18 protein-coding genes are annotated in these 17234 nt (G+C 49.0%); 13 read left to right on the top strand and 5 right to left on the bottom strand.

Going from position 1 to position 17234, the window contains the following annotated elements; translation table 11 throughout:
* Positions 1-53: 53 nt before the first annotated feature.
* Positions 54-974 carry a metal ABC transporter solute-binding protein, Zn/Mn family gene (locus ACO05Z_RS04450; protein ID WP_421900923.1) on the top strand — a complete coding sequence of 307 codons (921 nt, stop codon included), beginning with the start codon at positions 54-56 and terminating at the stop codon, positions 972-974.
* Positions 975-1009: 35 nt separating this feature from the next.
* Here the strand turns inward: ACO05Z_RS04450 and ACO05Z_RS04445 are convergent, their stop codons facing one another.
* On the bottom strand, positions 1010-2299 hold the full coding sequence (locus ACO05Z_RS04445; protein WP_421900921.1) for a phenylacetate--CoA ligase family protein: 1290 nt from the start codon (positions 2297-2299) through the stop codon (positions 1010-1012).
* 122 nt (positions 2300-2421) lie between these two features.
* Between ACO05Z_RS04445 and ACO05Z_RS04440 the strand changes: the two genes are divergently transcribed.
* Entirely contained in the window at positions 2422-3204 is a 783-nt protein-coding gene (locus ACO05Z_RS04440; RefSeq protein ID WP_421900919.1) for a prepilin peptidase, read from the top strand.
* 60 nt (positions 3205-3264) lie between these two features.
* On the opposite strand, the gene ACO05Z_RS04435 is transcribed toward ACO05Z_RS04440, so the two are convergent.
* Positions 3265-3525: a hypothetical protein gene (locus tag ACO05Z_RS04435; RefSeq protein ID WP_421900917.1), complete on the bottom strand. Its 261-nt coding sequence runs from the start codon at positions 3523-3525 to the stop codon at positions 3265-3267.
* A gap of 213 nt (positions 3526-3738) precedes the next feature.
* On the opposite strand from ACO05Z_RS04435, the gene lpxB reads away from it, so the two are divergent.
* Positions 3739-4866 (top strand): lipid-A-disaccharide synthase, encoded by a 1128-nt coding sequence (gene lpxB / locus ACO05Z_RS04430; protein WP_421900915.1) that lies wholly within the window; start codon positions 3739-3741, stop codon positions 4864-4866.
* A 30-nt stretch (positions 4867-4896) separates the two neighbouring features.
* A complete protein-coding gene (locus ACO05Z_RS04425; RefSeq protein ID WP_421900913.1) occupies positions 4897-5613 on the top strand; it encodes a hypothetical protein in 717 nt (238 codons plus the stop codon).
* An 8-nt stretch (positions 5614-5621) separates the two neighbouring features.
* On the opposite strand, the gene ACO05Z_RS04420 is transcribed toward ACO05Z_RS04425, so the two are convergent.
* Positions 5622-7988: a GAF domain-containing protein gene (locus tag ACO05Z_RS04420; RefSeq protein WP_421900911.1), complete on the bottom strand. Its 2367-nt coding sequence runs from the start codon at positions 7986-7988 to the stop codon at positions 5622-5624.
* Between the two features lie 187 nt (positions 7989-8175).
* Positions 8176-8493, bottom strand: coding sequence for a TusE/DsrC/DsvC family sulfur relay protein (locus ACO05Z_RS04415; protein WP_015852480.1), 318 nt, complete (start codon positions 8491-8493; stop codon positions 8176-8178).
* Between the two features lie 404 nt (positions 8494-8897).
* Here ACO05Z_RS04415 and ACO05Z_RS04410 point away from each other — a divergent pair, with 404 nt between their 5' ends.
* From ACO05Z_RS04410 to ACO05Z_RS04370, 9 genes are all read left to right on the top strand, one after another.
* Positions 8898-9182, top strand: a complete 285-nt coding sequence (locus tag ACO05Z_RS04410; RefSeq protein ID WP_421900908.1) for a hypothetical protein — start codon at positions 8898-8900, stop codon at positions 9180-9182.
* Between the two features lie 339 nt (positions 9183-9521).
* Entirely contained in the window at positions 9522-10124 is a 603-nt protein-coding gene (locus tag ACO05Z_RS04405; protein WP_421900906.1) for a phosphohydrolase, read from the top strand.
* Positions 10090-10998, top strand: a complete 909-nt coding sequence (locus tag ACO05Z_RS04400; RefSeq protein ID WP_421900904.1) for a D-alanine--D-alanine ligase family protein — start codon at positions 10090-10092, stop codon at positions 10996-10998. Before ACO05Z_RS04405 ends, ACO05Z_RS04400 begins: the two co-directional genes overlap by 35 nt.
* A gap of 60 nt (positions 10999-11058) precedes the next feature.
* Positions 11059-12333, top strand: a complete 1275-nt coding sequence (locus tag ACO05Z_RS04395) for a 3-deoxy-D-manno-octulosonic acid transferase (RefSeq protein WP_421900902.1) — start codon at positions 11059-11061, stop codon at positions 12331-12333.
* 4 nt (positions 12334-12337) lie between these two features.
* On the top strand, positions 12338-13081 hold the full coding sequence (kdsB, locus tag ACO05Z_RS04390; RefSeq protein WP_421900900.1) for a 3-deoxy-manno-octulosonate cytidylyltransferase: 744 nt from the start codon (positions 12338-12340) through the stop codon (positions 13079-13081).
* Positions 13078-14202, top strand: a complete 1125-nt coding sequence (gene carA, locus ACO05Z_RS04385; protein WP_421900898.1) for a glutamine-hydrolyzing carbamoyl-phosphate synthase small subunit — start codon at positions 13078-13080, stop codon at positions 14200-14202. Before kdsB ends, carA begins: the two co-directional genes overlap by 4 nt.
* A gap of 31 nt (positions 14203-14233) precedes the next feature.
* A complete protein-coding gene (locus ACO05Z_RS04380) occupies positions 14234-15031 on the top strand; it encodes a tetratricopeptide repeat protein (protein ID WP_421900896.1) in 798 nt (265 codons plus the stop codon).
* A gap of 162 nt (positions 15032-15193) precedes the next feature.
* Positions 15194-15733, top strand: coding sequence for a D-glycero-beta-D-manno-heptose 1,7-bisphosphate 7-phosphatase (gmhB, locus tag ACO05Z_RS04375; protein WP_421900894.1), 540 nt, complete (start codon positions 15194-15196; stop codon positions 15731-15733).
* Positions 15726-16157, top strand: coding sequence for a hypothetical protein (locus ACO05Z_RS04370; RefSeq protein WP_421900892.1), 432 nt, complete (start codon positions 15726-15728; stop codon positions 16155-16157). The genes gmhB and ACO05Z_RS04370 overlap by 8 nt, the downstream gene beginning before the upstream one ends.
* Before the next feature lie 41 nt (positions 16158-16198).
* Here ACO05Z_RS04370 and ACO05Z_RS04365 read toward each other — a convergent pair whose 3' ends face one another.
* A complete protein-coding gene (locus tag ACO05Z_RS04365) occupies positions 16199-17215 on the bottom strand; it encodes a methyltransferase (protein ID WP_421900890.1) in 1017 nt (338 codons plus the stop codon).
* Positions 17216-17234 lie beyond the last annotated feature (19 nt).

Raw genomic sequence — 17234 nt, 5'->3', positions numbered from 1 at the left:
TGGACTCCCCATTATTGCCCTTCGAGCAAAGGCTTAATTTACAGGATTCAGAGATGAAAAAAATACTTCCCTTAATATTATTACTCAGCCTTCTAGGTTGCGCTAAACAGTCCACCACTCTCCCCCGGACATCAGGCATGCAGATACTGACCTCTCTTGAGGCCACAACCCTGCTTACCCAGACATTGACCGAGGAAACCGGAATCAAAACTATCCTGACGGTGCCTTCGACCTATTCCATGAATTCCCATGCCAGATACTTTAAAAAACACGCCAAAATCTTCAACGAGCAAGCCGAAGACGCTGCTGCCTGCGTGACCATTCGTTCCATCTGGAACCATGATGATCTATACCCTTACGCCCGGCGGGCAAATGTTCGCATTGTGGAGATAGACGGGTCAGCTCCGGTAGATAAAACGCAGGCAGGGGTCAAACTGATCAAGGAAAAAGAAGGAGGACAGGTTTCACCCTTCACCTGGCGCTCACCGGGCAACCTGACCAAAATGGCTGACTTCATAGCCAAAGACCTCATGGCCCTGTATCCTGATCAAGCCGCAAAAATCGACAGCAATCTCAAATTACTCAAACAGGATTTATTTAAACTGCGCACCAATTACGAATCAAAACTGCTCGACCTTGAATCAACAGAAATGATCAGCCTGACCGAAGATTTTGATTACCTGATATCTGAATTCGGGATTGAAGTGCTGGACCGCTTTCTAAAACAGCAAATTGATTGGAACGAATCAGACGTCGCTGCACTTGAGAGGACTATCCGGGGAAATGAGGTTAAGGCGGTACTCTGCAACCGTATGCCACAAGGAAAAATATTCGAAGCCATTGTAAACAATGGAGCCAATCCGGTAGTGCTGACCACACTTGTTACCGCTAATGGCTCGCACTTGAAGCCAAAGCAAAGATTGCTGGAATTTTATTCTAAAAATCTAGACCGGATATATGATGGATTGAAATAAAAAATGGGGATGTCGCGTGACATCCCCATTTTCTTTTAACCTCTTTCGTCAAAAACGCGCTTGGTCTTGGCGAAACTTCTGGGCAGCAAACCGGGCTTGAGGATTTCCACATTCGCCCGCACAAGGATGAATTTCCTGATCTCATCGCAGATAGCCTTGGCGAGGTTTGCATCATTGGCCTCGGAGACTCCGGCGTTACGTTCAACCTTAACAGACATGTGATCCAGACCTTCACGCCGTTCCAGATAAATCTGGTACTCGGAACTTGCTTCGGGAAAAGATTCCAGCACAGAAGCAATCTGACCGGGATAAATATTGACCCCGCGAAAAATGAACATATCGTCACTTCTGCCGGAAATGGTATCGTGGCGGGGCATGGAGCAACCGCAGGAACATTCACCGGGAATAATCCGGGTCAGGTCACGGGTGCGGTAACGGACCAGCGGAGAAGCTTCCTTGTTCAGGGTGGTCACCACCAGTTCACCCACTTCTCCGTCAGGCACAGGCTTGAGGGTTATCGGATCAATGATCTCGATTATGTATTCGTCGCCCCAGTAATGAATACCTTCGTGGGCATTACACTCGATTCCGGCACCGGGACCGTAAAGCTCGGTCATACCGGTAATATCGTAACTGCCTTCAAGGCCGAGGGCTTCTTCGAACTGCTTGCGCATTTTGGGTGATGCGGCTTCACCACCAAAGATGCAACGCTTAAGCTTCAAACGCTCCAGAATACCGGCTTTACGAGCCTCTTCACCCAGCAACAGAGCCATGGAAGCTGTAGAACAAAGGCAAGTTGCGCCGAGATCTTCCATGATCTGCAGTTGAATTTCGAGCATCCCCGGTCCTACTGGCAGGGTCATGGCTCCAAAATGTTCCGAGCCTAATTGAAATCCTGCTCCGGCAGTCCAAAGGCCGTAGCCCACGCAAACCTGCACACGGTCAAGAGTGGTCAGTCCGGGAAGTTCGTAGCAGCGGGCAAACATGTTCTTCCATGTTTCGATGTCTTTACGGGTATAGGAGAGAATCTTGCGTTTACCGGTGGTTCCACTGGAACCATGGATTCGAACTACATCCTCTTCGGGGACGGAGAGCAGCGGCAGTGGATAACCTTCCTTTAGGTGATCGGCAGTAGTGAAGGGAAGTTTTTGCAGGTCATCAAGTGATTTGATGTCGCCCGCTTCAACACCCTGCTCTTTGTACTGTGCCTGATAAAAAGGGCTGTTGGCGGCTGTATGCGCTACGGTCCATTTCAATCCTTCCAGCTGGTTATCAGCCAGTTCCTGTGCACTCAGTTCCGGTATGAATCTATATTTGCCGCCCATTTTATGTCTCCGTAGAAAGCTTGTTCAATTTTCTTAAGTGTCGTATCCACTTTTTTACTAAATAAGTCAGACGCAACAGTTTTGCAGGGACACCCTAAAACTTCAAGTTATCCAAGGTCAACATGCATCTAATTTCCATAAATATTTTTCCCCTCGCGGCAGCAGCGCTTATCGGGGCGGTTCTGGGGAGTTTTTACGGCTGTGCCGTATCCCGCTACATCAACAACCAGACCCTGACCAACCCTCGCCGCTCCACCTGCCCGGATTGCGGGCATACGATCCGCTGGTATGAAAACATCCCACTCATCAGCTACCTGCTGCTGCGTGGCAAGTGTTCATCCTGCAAACAAAAAATCAGCCCCATGTATGCTGTAATCGAACTCATTTCCGTTGCATGGGCGGTGCTGCTAATACTCACTTTCGGCCCTTCGGCCCAGTGGTTGGTGTACATGTTTTTCGGCGGCTTGATGATTGTGGCATCGTTCATTGACCTGCAAACTTTCATCCTCCCGGACATCATCACTATTCCCGGTTCAGTTGCGGCCATTCCCTGCGCGGCCATGTTCACCCCGGTGGGCTGGGAAGGAGCACTGCTCGGCGCGGGCATCGGCGGAGGATTATTCTGGTCCCTGCGATTACTCTACCGTGGGTTGAAGGGGACTGAAGGTCTGGGACTTGGAGATGTGAAGATAATGTTTATGATCGGGGCCTTGGCCGGGCCGCAGAACCTGCCGCTGGTGATCACGGTTTCTGCCTTCACCGGACTGGTGGCCGGACTGATAATGATGGTCGTGGATAAGGATCAGGAATACGGGTCAATGATTCCATTCGGGCCGTTTCTGGCGCTGGGGTCAATGCTGACGATTCTATACGCTGACCCATTCTGGAATTGGTACTTGATTTAAAATAAAAAAGGGAGGACGCGGGCAATGCATCCTCCCTTTTCCGTAGAAACGGAAATTTAATTAAACGCCGAAGGGACCAAACTTCTTCACATATTCCTGAAGCTCTTCCCAAAGGTGCTCTGAAAATTTGTCATATTTTTCAGCTGCGCTGTCATAGCTTTCCAGCTTCTTAACAACGTTTGCAGCTTTTTCGTAAACAGTCTTGAATTCTGCCTCATCCATGCCAGCCATCTTCATGGCTTCTTCTTTGGAAAGGTGACCGGTATGGGCAAAAACCCCGGACAGAACGCCCATCATATTTTTTACGTTCTTTTGAGCCATTGAGTACTCCTTAAATAAAATGAAATTCTAAAACACTACCTCACAACCATAGTGGGACTTAACACTATTTACTCCATCATTGCAAGCAGTTCCCCTTATAACTGCTAAATTCGCATATAAATTTCAGTTTACTTTCTTAGTATCTGCAAGCGTTGCTTTTTCAAGAATGCAAACGTATTGTCCGGCTTTAAACCACATTTATGAGAATAAAAAATGACCATTAAAAATAATAGTATCTGGATTAACGCAGGTGAAGCTTCCGGTGATATGCACGGGGCAAGACTTGCCAAGGAACTCATAGAGCGCGACCCCGGCCTTAAGGTTATGGGCATGGGCGGGTCGGCCATGGAAAAAGCAGGCTGCGATATCCGCTATCCCATGCAATTGATTTCGCTGGTTGGCCTTACCGAAGTCCTGCCTAAACTGCCCCGGCTGCTCAGGCTTTTCGGCCAGATCGGCGATATCCTCAAAGCCGAACGCCCCAAGGCAATCATCCTCATCGACTGTCCGGACTTCAACTTCAGGCTGGTTAAAATCGCCCGTAAGCTGGATATTCCCGTATACTACTACATCACCCCGCAAATCTGGGCATGGCGGCAGGGTCGGGCAAAATTCCTGCAGAAGCACGTGCGCAAAATTCTGTGCATCCTACCCTTTGAACAGCAATTCTTTAAAGATCGCGGAGTAGATGCCCAGTATGTGGGCCATCCCCTGCTGGACCTCATGCCCCTTGATGAACTGGATGCCATTGATCCGGACCCGAACCTGATCGGAATACTTCCGGGCAGCCGCAGCAAGGAGATTTCATCCCTGCTCCCGGAATTCGCCCAAGCTGCTGAACGGCTTTCCAAAGATTTCCCGGAACTAAAATTTTCAATTGCCCGTGCACCGGGAGTCAAAGAAGAAAAACTGCGTCACTTCTGGCCGGAACATATTCCGGTAACCATCAACCAGCCGGAAAACAGATACCGCCTTATGCGCAACGCCAATGCGATCATGGCTGCTTCCGGCACCGCAACTTTGGAATGTGCATTAATCGGCACCCCAACGCTTGTGGCCTATAAGATGTCCCCACTGAGCGGTTTCTTAGCCAAAAAGATACTGGATATTAAATATGTCAGCCTCGCTAACATCATCCCGGACAAGCTCATCCTGCCGGAATATCTGTTGGAAAACGCAACTGCAGATAATTTTTACAAACAGATTAGCCAGTGGGTAGGTTTCCCTGAATCTGCGCAAAAGGTAAGAGCGGAATTAAAAGAACTGCGGGAAATGATTGGCGAACCGGGCGTAGCCTCGCGGACAGCTGAAACCATCTTGGATGATCTGAATAGTATTTAGAACACAACCTGAAACCGGAGCCGGACCAAAATGTCAAAAATACTCCTAGCACTGCTTTTTATGCTGTTAATGCTAATCCTTGCTGGATGTACGGGCGCCCGCAAAATTCCCGGCAAGTACGGTTTTTATTCCACAAAATCTCCGGCCCTGACCATAAAATTCAACGACTTGGAGTATCAGGGTGAATACAAGGAAACAAAAAACGGAGCCAGTGTGCATAATTATTACTATCTGGACCGTAACGGCAAACAAGGGGCATGGGTGGAAACAATAAACATGAAGCAGGGCTGGAATCTACGTCCCCAAAAAGTGCCCGGAGCCGAGCTCCCCAATACCGGGGTTCATACAAAAAAAATAGCTGGGGAAAGTTACTATTGCAGAACCTTCCTTGTCCGACCTGAATCCGGCAAACGAGGTTTCGCCGCTATGCCGTCTTATACGGCAATACGCATTTACACTAAGCTCATCTCCCAGACCAAGAAGATTTCCATCGGCTATGCCGGAGAAGTGAATGGCGAACTGGCTGAGAAGCTGTTCAGCTCTGATAATTACGGGACTTTATCCCAAGCACAGAAAGATTTTTTTGCTGCCTTTGACGATAAAGCCGACAGCGCACTAATCATGGACAAGTACCAGAAGGGTGATATCGAAGGAAAAATCGAACACGCTGAGATGCTTGCAAATCCGTGGTATAAATTTACGGATTTCATGCCTGTGAAACAGATGATGGATAAGGTTTCGCGGTAAATTGCTGTCTACTTGCTCAGCATGACCCAAACGCCGTCCCAATCGTCTGCTGGCGGGTTGGAGATGAAGTGGTCGCATCGCTCAATGTACATTGTGCTCATCTTATCACCGGGCAAAAGCGCTAAACACTCCTTAAAAAGCATCCGCGCGGACTCGAATTCCCGGTTGCGATAGACTTCCAGAGCATGGGCAAAGGTGCGGACCACCTCACGAAGAAGCGGGTGCTCTTCCTCTTTGGCATGGTCAAGCACCTCATAAATGGCTACAGGCTCGGTTTTGCCCTTAACCTGAATCAGGTCGGCTTCCCGCAGTAGATAATCGTCTTTGAGGGCTGCAACTGTGAACTCACTGACAAGGATGTGGGAACCATACATCTTGTTAGCCCCCTCCAATCGGGCCGCCAGATTCACTCCGTCACCGATCACAGTGTAATCCATACGCTTGAGGGACCCGATATTGCCTACGACCACCGGGGCGGTATTCAACCCTATTCCGATATCGATAGGGTCGTGCCCCTCCTTGAGGCGGCGTTCGTTGAAATCTCGCAGGGAACGCATCATCTCAATGGCTGACAAAACAGCCTGATCAGCGTCACGGTCCGTCGCAAAGGGGGTGCCGAATACAGCCATAATTGCGTCGCCGATGTATTTGTCCAGTATCCCCCCCCGATCGAAAAGGATTTCCACCATATCGGTAAAATAATCATTGAGCATGGAGACTGTTTCCTGCGCCCCCAAGGATTCGGACAGTGTGGTAAAACTACGGATGTCGGAAAAAAAGACCGTGGCCTCCTTAAGCTGACCGCCGAGTATGGCCTCATTGTCCATGAGCTGGTCGGCAACTTCCTTGGTCATATACCGGGCCAGAGTACCTTTGAGCCGTTTTTCGCTCGAAATATCCTCAATGACGAGCAGTACGCCCAGACTCACACCCTTGGAATTAACAAGAGGCTTGGTCGAGAGATTCACGGACTTGACCTTGCCTAGGATGGACAGTTCAGCATCCATGACCAGCTCGGTCGTATTTCCGGTGACTGTTTTGTAAACAGCGTCCGCAATCCACTCATTATCATCCACAAAGAGCGCGTCCGCCTTTTTGGCAAGGATCTCCGTTTCGCCAATTTCCAGAATACGCTCCGCAGACAAATTGCATTTCTGGGCAATTCCGTCCTCATTGAACGTGACCACACCGTTGGCCATGGATTCAAGCATGGACTCATTGTAATTCTTCATGGTCAGGACTTCTTCAAAAAGCGTCGCATTCTCGATTGCAATGGAAGCCTGAGCAGAAAAAGCATGAAGCCTTTTTTCATCGACGCCGGTGAACGGACCGCCCTTCTTGTTCAAAGACTGGATCACACCGATGATCTTTCCGGACTTGTTCTTCACTGGCATGCACAAAATGGTATTGGTCCTGTACCCGGTCTTCTTGTCCACCTCGGGGTTAAAACGGGAATCTGCATACGCGTCCGGAATATTGACCGTGCTTCCGGATGTAAAAACCGATCCGGCTATACCAAGATGGTTGGGAAAACGGATTTCCTTTGTCTCCATTCCCTGAGCAACCATGGACCATAACTCTTTTGTTTTTTCATCGTTCAAAAACAAAGTGCTGCGGTCGGCCTCCAGCAGCATGGACGTGGTGGACATAATCCTATTAATGAGGGGTTTGAGATGGATCTCCTTGGAAATGGCCTTAGTGATCTCCAGAAGTTGCGTCTCTTCCTTACGCGCACGGGTGACCTGCTCGAACAGTTGGGCGTTGATCAGAGCCGAAGCCGCCTGAGCAGCCATGGCTTCCAGCAGGGAAAGATCATGTTCGGAAAAATTGTTTTCATACTTGTTGAGCAACTGGACCACACCTACGGCAATACCGTCCTTCCCCCGTATGGGAGCGGTGATAATATTGCGGGTGCGATAGCCGGTTTTTTTATCCACTTCCGGATTGAACCTGGGATCGGCGTAGGCGTCATCAATTATAATCGACTCACCGGAAGTAAAAACTGAACCTGCTATACCAAGGTGGTTGGGAAACCGGATTTCCTGAGTCAGTTCACCCATGGCCACGCGCGAGAACAATTCGTCCGTCTCGGGATCATTGAGAAAAATAGTGCCCCTGTCTGCACGCAACGCCTCGGTGGTCAGTTCCACTAGGCGGGTGAACAGAATATCAAGCGTCAGAATATCCGACACCTGATGTGTGACTTCCAGAACAGCATTCAACTTGTCGAAGGTGCCGGTCAGCGTATCTACAAAAAAATCACGATCTTCCAGGGACAGCTGATTCAGAACACGACGGATATCGGCCTGTAGCAGCCGGTGCTCCATCACATCCTTGAAAAGTTCATATTTTTCACTGTTCTCTTTATTAGCCACTGAAAAATCTCCCTTATTGCCATCATAGGCAATTATTGTGGCTACAGCAAATACACTTTAAAAAAATCAGTCAAAATTTAAACAAAAAAAACCCCGGAGCCGATCCCCGGGGTTTTTCTGACTTTGGACTCGCTGTGAAGCAATCACCGCGACTGCTTCACAATTCACAAACTGATTAACTTATAAACTATACGCAGCCGGTAGGCTTGGGCAGACCAGCCATTTTACAAGCTCCCTTACCGGGACCGGAGGGGAACAGCTCATAAATGTGCTTGAGTTTGAATCCGGTAACCTTGGAAAGGATGCGGACCATGGGTGCGATACCGTTCTTCTTGTAGTAGTCCTGCAAGAAGTCGATAACTTTCTGGTGCTCTTCGTTCAGTTCTTTGATGCCTTCGCTTTCTTTACAGAAATCAACCCACTCGGGGCACCAGTCTTCGAACTTGAGCAGGAAACCATCTTCGTCTACGTCAAAGCTTTTTCCCTGAAATTCAACGATTGCCATGTAAAACCTCCTAAAAATTAATCGTAAAAGCGTCCTGCGCTTTAACAACAGGATATAGTGAATTTCCCGAAACCCAGTTTCGGAGAAAATTTCTCACTCACCCAAAGTGCCAATTAAAACCTTGGCAAAAAAAATTCAAGAAAAATATTGTGCGAGTTTGCATATTTCACACAAAGATGTCCAAATTCCTCCTCCAACGATATGTAATTCAGCACAATTACTATTTCAAAATTAATTCCTTCTTAAGCCAAAACAGGAAATTCTTTACATTTCTTTTCCTTCATCGACTTTAAAATGCGGAACTTTTATCCCTCTAAAAACAACCAAACACCTAAAAATAATCATTTTTTTATTACCGGAACACTTCGTGCTTTGTTGTTTGCATAAAATCAGGAGGAACTAAAATGGAAATCAGTTTTGTTAACAAATCAGCAAATACACCTCTCAGAAATGAACACTCCGGTCAGGCAACCCCTGCCACAGTTACCCGTGAGCAGAAACTTGACTCTGTTTCCGGCAATATCAGATCCGGCCTGAATGCGGCTCAGGATGACCCTGCACAGCTGTTGGAGCAGACAGTTGAAGCCAGCGCGCAGGAAGGCGCTATTGACGGTGCCCATGATTTCAACATGGCAAGAATTATGGAACTTCTTTCCGACCCGCTGCTGCAGGAAGATGTACCGGAATAGAGAACTGAAATTTCAAAACGATTTTCATTGAACATAAAAGTTCATATTTTGTTATGGCAGACGGCTTAGAAAGTACCAGACGCTAGGAGCAAGAAAAAGGCTGGAACGACGCGTAAATTACACACGTGAGTTTCAGCCTTTTTTGCGGTGACGACGCAGATGGTGCTTTATAACCCGTCTGAGGCAAAGGCCCGGAAACAACATTTCCGGGCCTTTGCCTTTTCGTACACAAAATGGTAACGAAAGGAAGTTTCAGCCCATAAATGGTTACGACGATTTTCTATGAATAAAATCACCTTGATAAAATCACCTAACAAACCGACCCCCGGATACCCGCCAATGGAGTCTTCTCTGACTCCCCCACCGCCGGTAGAAATAAACCCGTTATTGACCGTTCCTTCCGCAGAGCAATGCATTGCATGGTGGGATGATTATGCCATGCTGGAGAACATCAAAGCCCACAGCATGCTTGTAGCCAAAGTGGCTGTTCAAGCCTCCACCCTTGCTAAGGAATCCGGTGTAAACGTCGACATCCCGACGATTCAGGCTTCCGCACTTTTACACGACATTGCCAAAAGTTACTGCATCCACCACGGCGGCAACCACAGCCAGCTCGGCGCAGCATGGACCATGCAGCTGACCGGAAACCCGGCACTCTCCATGGGTGTGCTCCACCACGTTTTCTGGCCTTTTGATCCTGATGCTGAAAAATATTTCCTTCCGTTGGTCATAAGTTACGCTGACAAACGCGTAATGCATGACACTTTTACTACGCTTGAAAAAAGATTCAACGATTTGAAAGTCCGCTACGGCAAGACTGAAAAAATCAAACAAAGAATTCACAAAACATACGAGCAGGCCCTCGTCCTTGAGGAGCGGCTCGGCAAACTTATCGGAGTTGATCTGAATGCATGTTCTCTTGATTGCGGGCGGCTGGTCTGAGGAAAGGGAAGTATCCCTTAGCGGCGCAAAAGGCATTGAGCAGGCCCTTCTCGAACTTGGTCACGACGTTGAATTCGTTGACCCGGCAAAAGACTTCAAGAACATCCTGCTTTTGGCTGAACATGCTGATTTCGCATTCATCAACCTCCACGGTTCTCCGGGAGAGGACGGCCTGATTCAGGCCATGCTCAATCAGGTTAACTGCCCTTATCAGGGGGCTGAACCTGAAAGCTCTTTCCTGACCCTGAACAAGGCTGCAACCAAAACAGTCTTTGACCATCACGACATCCTGACCCCTAAATGGGAATTGGTCTGTGCCGCAGACGGATGCAAAGGTCTTCAGGAACTCGAGCCTCCGGTTTTCATCAAACCGAACTCCGGCGGTTCCAGCCTCGGCATGACCTTTGCCCGTACCGCTGATGAACTGGAAAAAGGCATCGAGACTGTTTTCAGCCTGGGAGACAGCGCCCTTGTGGAAGAATACACCAAGGGGATCGAGGTAACCTGCGGAATCCTTGACGGCGAACCGCTGCCGCTGATTCTGATCAATCCCCCGGATAATGCTGAATTCTTCGATTACCACAGCAAATACGCCCTTGACGGGGCGGAAGAGATATGCCCCGCCCCTATCGACCCGGCTCTGACTGAACAGATTCAGCAGATCACGGCCAAGGTCCACAAACTGCTGGGCCTGACCGATTACAGCAGGGCTGATTTTATAATTTCTGAAGGAGTGCCCTACCTGCTGGAAGTGAACACACTCCCCGGCATGACTCCTACAAGCCTTGTCCCGCAAGCCGCACAGGAAGCGGGCTATTCATTCAATGAACTAATCGCAAAGCTCATTGAACTGGGACAGCACAAGCGTAAGTAACTTTTTCAAACGGCTCGCCGCCTACGACGGGCCAAGGAACGGAAACGTCAGGATCAACACATGTCAGTATCGCTCAAACTCAAAGCTGCATCTTTTCTCTACGGCCTCGGCTGGAAAGCCGCCATCCCTTTTCTCAAGAAGAACGACAGGCTGAAAGAGGGCTTCGACCGCCGAACCCTCAAGCACAGCCTGCCCCCGCGTGCGGATGTCTGGATTCAGGCCGCTTCAGCCGGGGAAGCTAAAATAGCCTCCCGGATCATGGAAAACATCTCCATGAGCAGCCCTACAAAATTCCTGCTGACCACAAATACTGCGCAGGGACTGTCCGAACTTGAGCGTACCGCATACAGACTGAACCCAAATCCGCGCAATGTTTCCGCATCCGCTACCTATTTCCCCTTTGACAGCCCCGAAATTGCCCGCAAGGCCCTTGAAGCTGTCTGCCCGAAACTGGTGGTACTCATTGAGACTGAAATCTGGCCCGGTTTTCTTTCCGCCTGCAAAGAACTCGGCGTGAAGGTGATCATCATCAACGGCCGTATGACCACCAAAAGCCTTGCCGGATACATGGCCCTGCCCGAATTTTTCAGGTCTGTGGCCCCGGAAGAAATCCTCGCCATTTCCGAGGACGATGCTACCCGTTTCAAGACCCTTTTTGAAATCGAAAAAGTCTCAACCATGCCCAATGTCAAATTTGACAGCACCGGGACAGCTGCGGCAGTGCCTTACACCGCCAATCCGCTTTCCTCCATTTTCCGCCCCAAGACCCCGTTCATCATCCTCGGGTCTGTGCGCAAGGAAGAGGAATCTCAGGTGCTCAAACTTGCTGAAGGCTTAAAAAAGGAACGGCCCAAGACTGTAATCGGCCTCTTCCCGCGCCATATGCATCGCATTGATGCATGGAAGAAGATGCTTGAAGACGCGGGACTGCCTTGGGTATTGCGCTCTGAAATAGAAAACACCGTACCTTTCGGCCATGTAGTGCTCTGGGATGTCTTCGGCGAGATGCAGTCCGCATTCTCCCTTGCCCGAGCAGCTTTCATCGGCGGCTCTCTGGCTCCGGTGGGCGGTCAGAACTTCCTTGAACCGCTTACCCACGGCGTCACCCCGGTGATCGGGCCTTACTGGTCCAATTTCACATGGGTTGGTGAAGAAATTTTCGAAAAGAAACTGGCCCGTCAGGAGCAGGATTGGGAAGGAGTACTGCAAGGACTTCTCGACATCAGCAAGCGGGCTTTCAAACCTGAAAAGGTCAAAAAAGATTTTGAGAAATACCTCGAAGACATGCGCGGTGGAACCGAAGCAGTTTGCGAGGCGATTAAAAGGAATATTTAATTAAATGAGTATTGTTTACGGATGCTACGGCATCATTCCGGCCCGTTATGATTCGAGCCGATTTCCCGGTAAGCCCTTGGCTGACATCTGCGGCAAGCCCATGTTCTGGCATGTCTGGAACCGTGCTTCCAAATGCCCGGAGATGGACAAAGTCGTCCTTGCCACGGACAGTGAAATCATCATGGAAGCTGCGGAGAAACACGGGGTTCCGGCAGTGATGACCGCAGCAGACCACACCAGCGGTACTGACCGCGTTCTCGAAGCGGCCCGCAAGCTGGAGCTTCCTGCCGACTCTGTTGTGGTCAACATTCAGGGTGACGAACCCTGCCTTGAACCGGACATGATCTCGGAGCTGGTTTCACCGTTTGCCAAGGACGGAGTCAGGGTTACCACACTTGCCTCACCCATCAATGCGAACGAAGCCCAAAGCCCGGACCGGGTAAAAGTAGCACTTGCAAAAGATGGCCGGGCGTTATACTTTTCCCGCTCACCCATTCCATTTTCCCATCAGGGTGACGGGGATTACCTTCTACATATCGGCCTTTACGGTTTCCGCATGGAAGCCCTTGAAACCTTTGCCAGCACGGATGTTTCGCCTCTTGAAATAAGAGAGCGACTGGAACAGCTCCGACTGCTGGAAAACGGAATACCCATCCATGTCACCATTACTGAACACTCCTGCCACGGAGTGGACCGTCCAGAAGACTTGGATACAGCCATTAAGATTCTTGAGAGGGAGAAAATATGAAAGCCATACTGGCACTTGAAGACGGCACCTACTTCGAAGGAACCTCCTTTACCGGCCCCGGCGAGTCCGGAGGTGAAGCCATCTTCAATACCGGCATGACCGGATATCAGGAAGTCCTCACCGACCCCTCCTACACCGGACAGATGGTCTGCATGACCTATCCGCTTATCGGCAACTACGGCATCACCAAAGAAGACATCGAATCCGCAAAAGTCCATGTTGCCGCCTTTATCGTCAAAGAATGCTGCAAGCATCCTTCCAACTGGCGCTCTGTTATGTCCCTGCCCGAATACCTGAAAGAAGCAGGTGTTATGGGCATTGAAGGCATTGACACCCGCGCCCTTACCCGCCACCTGCGCTTGAATGGCGCCATGCGCGGCATTATTTCTACTGAAGAGCTTGATCCGGAAAAGCTGGTTGCAAAAGCAAAGCAGCTGCCCACCATGGAAGGCCAGAACCTTGCTGACACCGTAACTTCCAAAACCTGCTATGTATGGCAGGACGGCAAGCCCGTTCCGGTTGATGTTTCCGCAGGTTACAAATGGAGCGACAAAGGCCCCCGCCTTGTGCTTATTGACTACGGTGTAAAATGGAACATCCTGCGTCTGCTGGACGAGCAGGGATTTGAAGTCCTCTCCGTTCCTTCACATTACAGTGAAGAGCAGGTCAGGGCACTCGAACCTGATGCGATTTTCCTTTCCAACGGCCCCGGTGACCCGGCAGTTCTCGATCAGGCCGTCAAGAATGCAAAATCCTATTGTGAAGACCTGCCTGTGGCAGGAATCTGCCTCGGACACCAGATTCTGGGACAGGCTCTCGGCGGTAAGGCATTCAAGCTTAAGTTCGGACACCATGGTTGCAACCATCCGGTTATGGACATGGAAAGCAAAAAAATTGAAATTTCTTCTCAAAACCACGGGTTTTGCGTTGACATTTCCGACTGTTCCGATCTTAAAATTACCCACAAGAACCTTAACGACGAAACTCTGGAAGGCTTTGCTCACAAAACCAAACCGATCATCGCCATCCAGTTTCACCCGGAAGCAGCTCCCGGTCCGCGTGACAGCTGCTACTTCTTCGCCAGATTCCGTAATCTTGTAAAAGAAGCCACCGGTAAATAAACTGCGCTAAATAAATACGTCGGAGACAAATATGTCCGGTGAACTGACCACCGCCAGAAAAAAACTGGCAACCGTACCTTCCCTGCTTAAACAACAAAAAGCCATGGCAGCGGTACAGGCTTCATACGATGCAGTACTGATCATGCTCAAAGGCGGTTTGATGAAGGCTGAGCGTGAGGAATTTCAGGAGCTGATCGACAGCACTGTGCACATCCTCAACAGCGACAAAAAACTCAGGGAAGATTATCCGCTCATCATCAATTACGCTCCCGGAGAGGAAAAAGCACTGCTTGAAACTCTGCGGGAAATTCTGCAGGAACTGCAGAAGAATGTAAGTGCAGGAGCTCAACAGCTCTTGGCTGCCATGGAAAAGCGTAAAAGAGAGCAGCTGGATAAAGGTCAGGCCCTCATTGAAGAAGACAACATTCCTGAAGCACAAAAGCTTTTCAATGCTTTGATCAGGGAGTTCAAGGATGACACCGAACTCCGGGCAGAGATTGCTGACAAGTTCATCAAGTCCGGTCTTTACAACGAAGCTCTTGAATATCTGGAAGATGCACTTAAAAACGATCCTAATGCAATATTCCTTTACAACCGCATCGGAATCGTTTTGCGCAAGATGAAGGATTTTGAAGCTGCTGAAAAATATTACCTCAGAGCACTCAAGATCAATAACAAAGATGAGTATCTCTACTTCAACACCGGTCGCCTCTATTACGACTGGAAGAAGTGGGACCGGATGGCCAAAGCTGCTCAAAAAGCACTTGCCATCAATCCCAACTTTGCCGAAGCAGAGAAGATGCTCAAATTTGCCCAGAAAAAGATGTAAGAGAAGAAATGCCACCGGCGGCTTAAACCCTTTTGCAAAAGGGTTTAAGAATCCCAAAACCTTTTAATATGCTATCGCTACCAGCGCGGCTGGGCGTCTTATAGAATAAATTCAAAAAGGAGGACTGTCTTTTCAGTCCTCCTTTTTGAATGAGAACTTAAAATGAAATATATTTTGCTGGACCGTGACGGGACCATTATTGTGGACAAACACTATCTTAGTGATCCTGAGGGGGTTGAACTATTCTCCAACACTGCACAAGGTTTAAAAGCCATGCAGGATGCCGGGTACAAACTGCTCGTTACCACCAACCAGTCAGGTATCGGGCGCGGCTACTATTCGGAAGACGATATGCATGCGGTTAATAAACGCATGGCCGACCTGTTGGCTGAGCACGGAATTGAATTCGAAGCTGTATATTTTTGCCCTCACGCCCCGGATCAGGAGTGCGATTGCCGTAAACCTTTCCCCGGTATGTTTGATCAGGCTATTAACGAGTTCGGCCTGAATCCTGAAGAATGCTATGTAATCGGCGACAAGCTTTGCGATGTGGAACTGGGCATGGCCCGCAAGGCCAAATCAATTCTGGTACGCACCGGAAAAGGTTTGAAAGAAGAGCCCAAATGCGTGGGCAAAGCAGATTATATTGCAGACGACCTGCTTGATGCAGCGAAATTTATAAAAAGGTCCTCAAATGAATAAAGTCCTAACCTTAAAGCAATTTCAGGATCTCACACTGGAGATGGTCGTCCTTGAACCGCATGTAGAAGTGACTGCGGAGAATTTTCACATGGGAGATGAGGACAAGGGAATCGATAAGGTTGCCGAAGTCTACGGATTTTCGCGCCATGCCAAACCGGGGTATGAAATCATTTTCGACTGGGTGGCCAAAGGAAACTTGGATGGGTTCCTCATTGATATGTTTAATTTCACCATTGAAACATACAATAAAGGCGACTTCTGCCCGACCTTCAAAGGCGCAGTAGTCCTCGATGATTACAAAGACCCGTTTGAAGGCCATGAAGTAGCCCAGAAGATTATGGAACTGCTTAAGCCGGAACAATGGACCAAGTGGATTGTCGAATACCTTCCCGAACCACGCATGCTTGTAGATATGGAAGATTAAAGAACAGGCCCGATTTCCAAGGAAGATCGGGCCTGTTTAATTTAAAGCTTCTGAGCAGAAAACAACAATATACCTTTCGTCGAATCACTCCACGTCCTGCGGAAATTTCCGAATCCGCACTCTTTTAAATCCTTCTCCAGAACATCCGGTTCAATAAAATGCGAAAAATAGCCTGCAAAAGTAGTTATAACCTCTAAAGAGGCAATGGTTTGAGTTGACATGGGACTGCCTGTTTTGGCGTAATGATTGGCGCAGAACCAACCTCCGGGCCGCAAGGACTTGGCGACCTTTTCCAGCACAGGTTTCAAATTTCCCCGGCAGGCATAGAGCACGTGGGATGCAAATATCAGATCAAAATCCAGCAAAGGAAGTTCTTCGTCACGCATATCAACGGGAACACCGCGCACCCGTTCGCCAAACCCATAATCCCGGCAACGCTGCTCCGCCAAAGGAGCAACATGCGGAAGATCCAAGATGACTCCGTCCAGCTGAGGATTTCGGGTAAGCACAGACATGGTATAGTTCCCGTGGTTCCCGCCAAGATCACCCATGAGCCGGAAGTCATCAAATCCGGGCAATTGGCTAATAGCATCAACCGTTGTATGCAATCCGCCGCTAAGTGATTCCTGGGCTGTTCCTTCCATGGCATCCGTGGCAGCCCATTTTATATCGCTGTCATCCCTCTGGCTTTTCTTTCCTTTCAGCAAATCACCCATATCCCGGATTACTTCAGCGCAAAAGTCCATGGTCAAGCCCATGGCCAAGCCCTGATATAACGGAGAAGTGCTGACCAAATACTCTGTTGCCAAATGGGTATTGGAGTACTGTCCACCATTGTTCTTGACCAGATCCCATGACTCAAGCAAATCTAACATTGAACCAAGCTTCAATTCATCAAACTCAAAGAACTCTGCCAGCTCTTTCAAACTCGCAGGTTTAAGTTCAAGTGTGTCAAAAAGCTTAAAATTGACCGCCTCCATTACAACTTGCGAAGACACACTTCTTATGATGAGGGTATGCACAGGTGAGAAATCTTGTTCGGGCTTAGGATAATTCATGCCGTCCTCCACGAGTGTT

The organism is Maridesulfovibrio sp., assembly GCF_965230075.1.
Lineage (GTDB): Bacteria > Desulfobacterota > Desulfovibrionia > Desulfovibrionales > Desulfovibrionaceae > Maridesulfovibrio.
The sequence above is the reverse complement of the archived record's forward strand: the minus strand, read 5'-3'. Positions and strand labels throughout refer to the sequence as shown.

What these genes read in the sequence shown, in the direction of transcription:
- gmhB (WP_421900894.1), top strand. Translation starts at nt 15,194, where the DNA reads ATGAAATATATTTTGCTGGACCGTGACGGGACCATTATTGTGGACAAA.
- ACO05Z_RS04370 (WP_421900892.1), top strand. Translation starts at nt 15,726, where the DNA reads ATGAATAAAGTCCTAACCTTAAAGCAATTTCAGGATCTCACACTGGAG.
- ACO05Z_RS04365 (WP_421900890.1), bottom strand. Translation starts at nt 17,215, where the DNA reads ATGAATTATCCTAAGCCCGAACAAGATTTCTCACCTGTGCATACCCTC.
- kdsB (WP_421900900.1), top strand. Translation starts at nt 12,338, where the DNA reads ATGAGTATTGTTTACGGATGCTACGGCATCATTCCGGCCCGTTATGAT.
- ACO05Z_RS04405 (WP_421900906.1), top strand. Translation starts at nt 9,522, where the DNA reads ATGGAGTCTTCTCTGACTCCCCCACCGCCGGTAGAAATAAACCCGTTA.
- ACO05Z_RS04450 (WP_421900923.1), top strand. Translation starts at nt 54, where the DNA reads ATGAAAAAAATACTTCCCTTAATATTATTACTCAGCCTTCTAGGTTGC.
- ACO05Z_RS04400 (WP_421900904.1), top strand. Translation starts at nt 10,090, where the DNA reads ATGCATGTTCTCTTGATTGCGGGCGGCTGGTCTGAGGAAAGGGAAGTA.
- ACO05Z_RS04425 (WP_421900913.1), top strand. Translation starts at nt 4,897, where the DNA reads ATGTCAAAAATACTCCTAGCACTGCTTTTTATGCTGTTAATGCTAATC.
- ACO05Z_RS04415 (WP_015852480.1), bottom strand. Translation starts at nt 8,493, where the DNA reads ATGGCAATCGTTGAATTTCAGGGAAAAAGCTTTGACGTAGACGAAGAT.
- ACO05Z_RS04380 (WP_421900896.1), top strand. Translation starts at nt 14,234, where the DNA reads ATGTCCGGTGAACTGACCACCGCCAGAAAAAAACTGGCAACCGTACCT.
- ACO05Z_RS04410 (WP_421900908.1), top strand. Translation starts at nt 8,898, where the DNA reads ATGGAAATCAGTTTTGTTAACAAATCAGCAAATACACCTCTCAGAAAT.
- ACO05Z_RS04395 (WP_421900902.1), top strand. Translation starts at nt 11,059, where the DNA reads ATGTCAGTATCGCTCAAACTCAAAGCTGCATCTTTTCTCTACGGCCTC.
- ACO05Z_RS04445 (WP_421900921.1), bottom strand. Translation starts at nt 2,299, where the DNA reads ATGGGCGGCAAATATAGATTCATACCGGAACTGAGTGCACAGGAACTG.
- lpxB (WP_421900915.1), top strand. Translation starts at nt 3,739, where the DNA reads ATGACCATTAAAAATAATAGTATCTGGATTAACGCAGGTGAAGCTTCC.
- ACO05Z_RS04435 (WP_421900917.1), bottom strand. Translation starts at nt 3,525, where the DNA reads ATGGCTCAAAAGAACGTAAAAAATATGATGGGCGTTCTGTCCGGGGTT.
- ACO05Z_RS04440 (WP_421900919.1), top strand. Translation starts at nt 2,422, where the DNA reads ATGCATCTAATTTCCATAAATATTTTTCCCCTCGCGGCAGCAGCGCTT.
- carA (WP_421900898.1), top strand. Translation starts at nt 13,078, where the DNA reads ATGAAAGCCATACTGGCACTTGAAGACGGCACCTACTTCGAAGGAACC.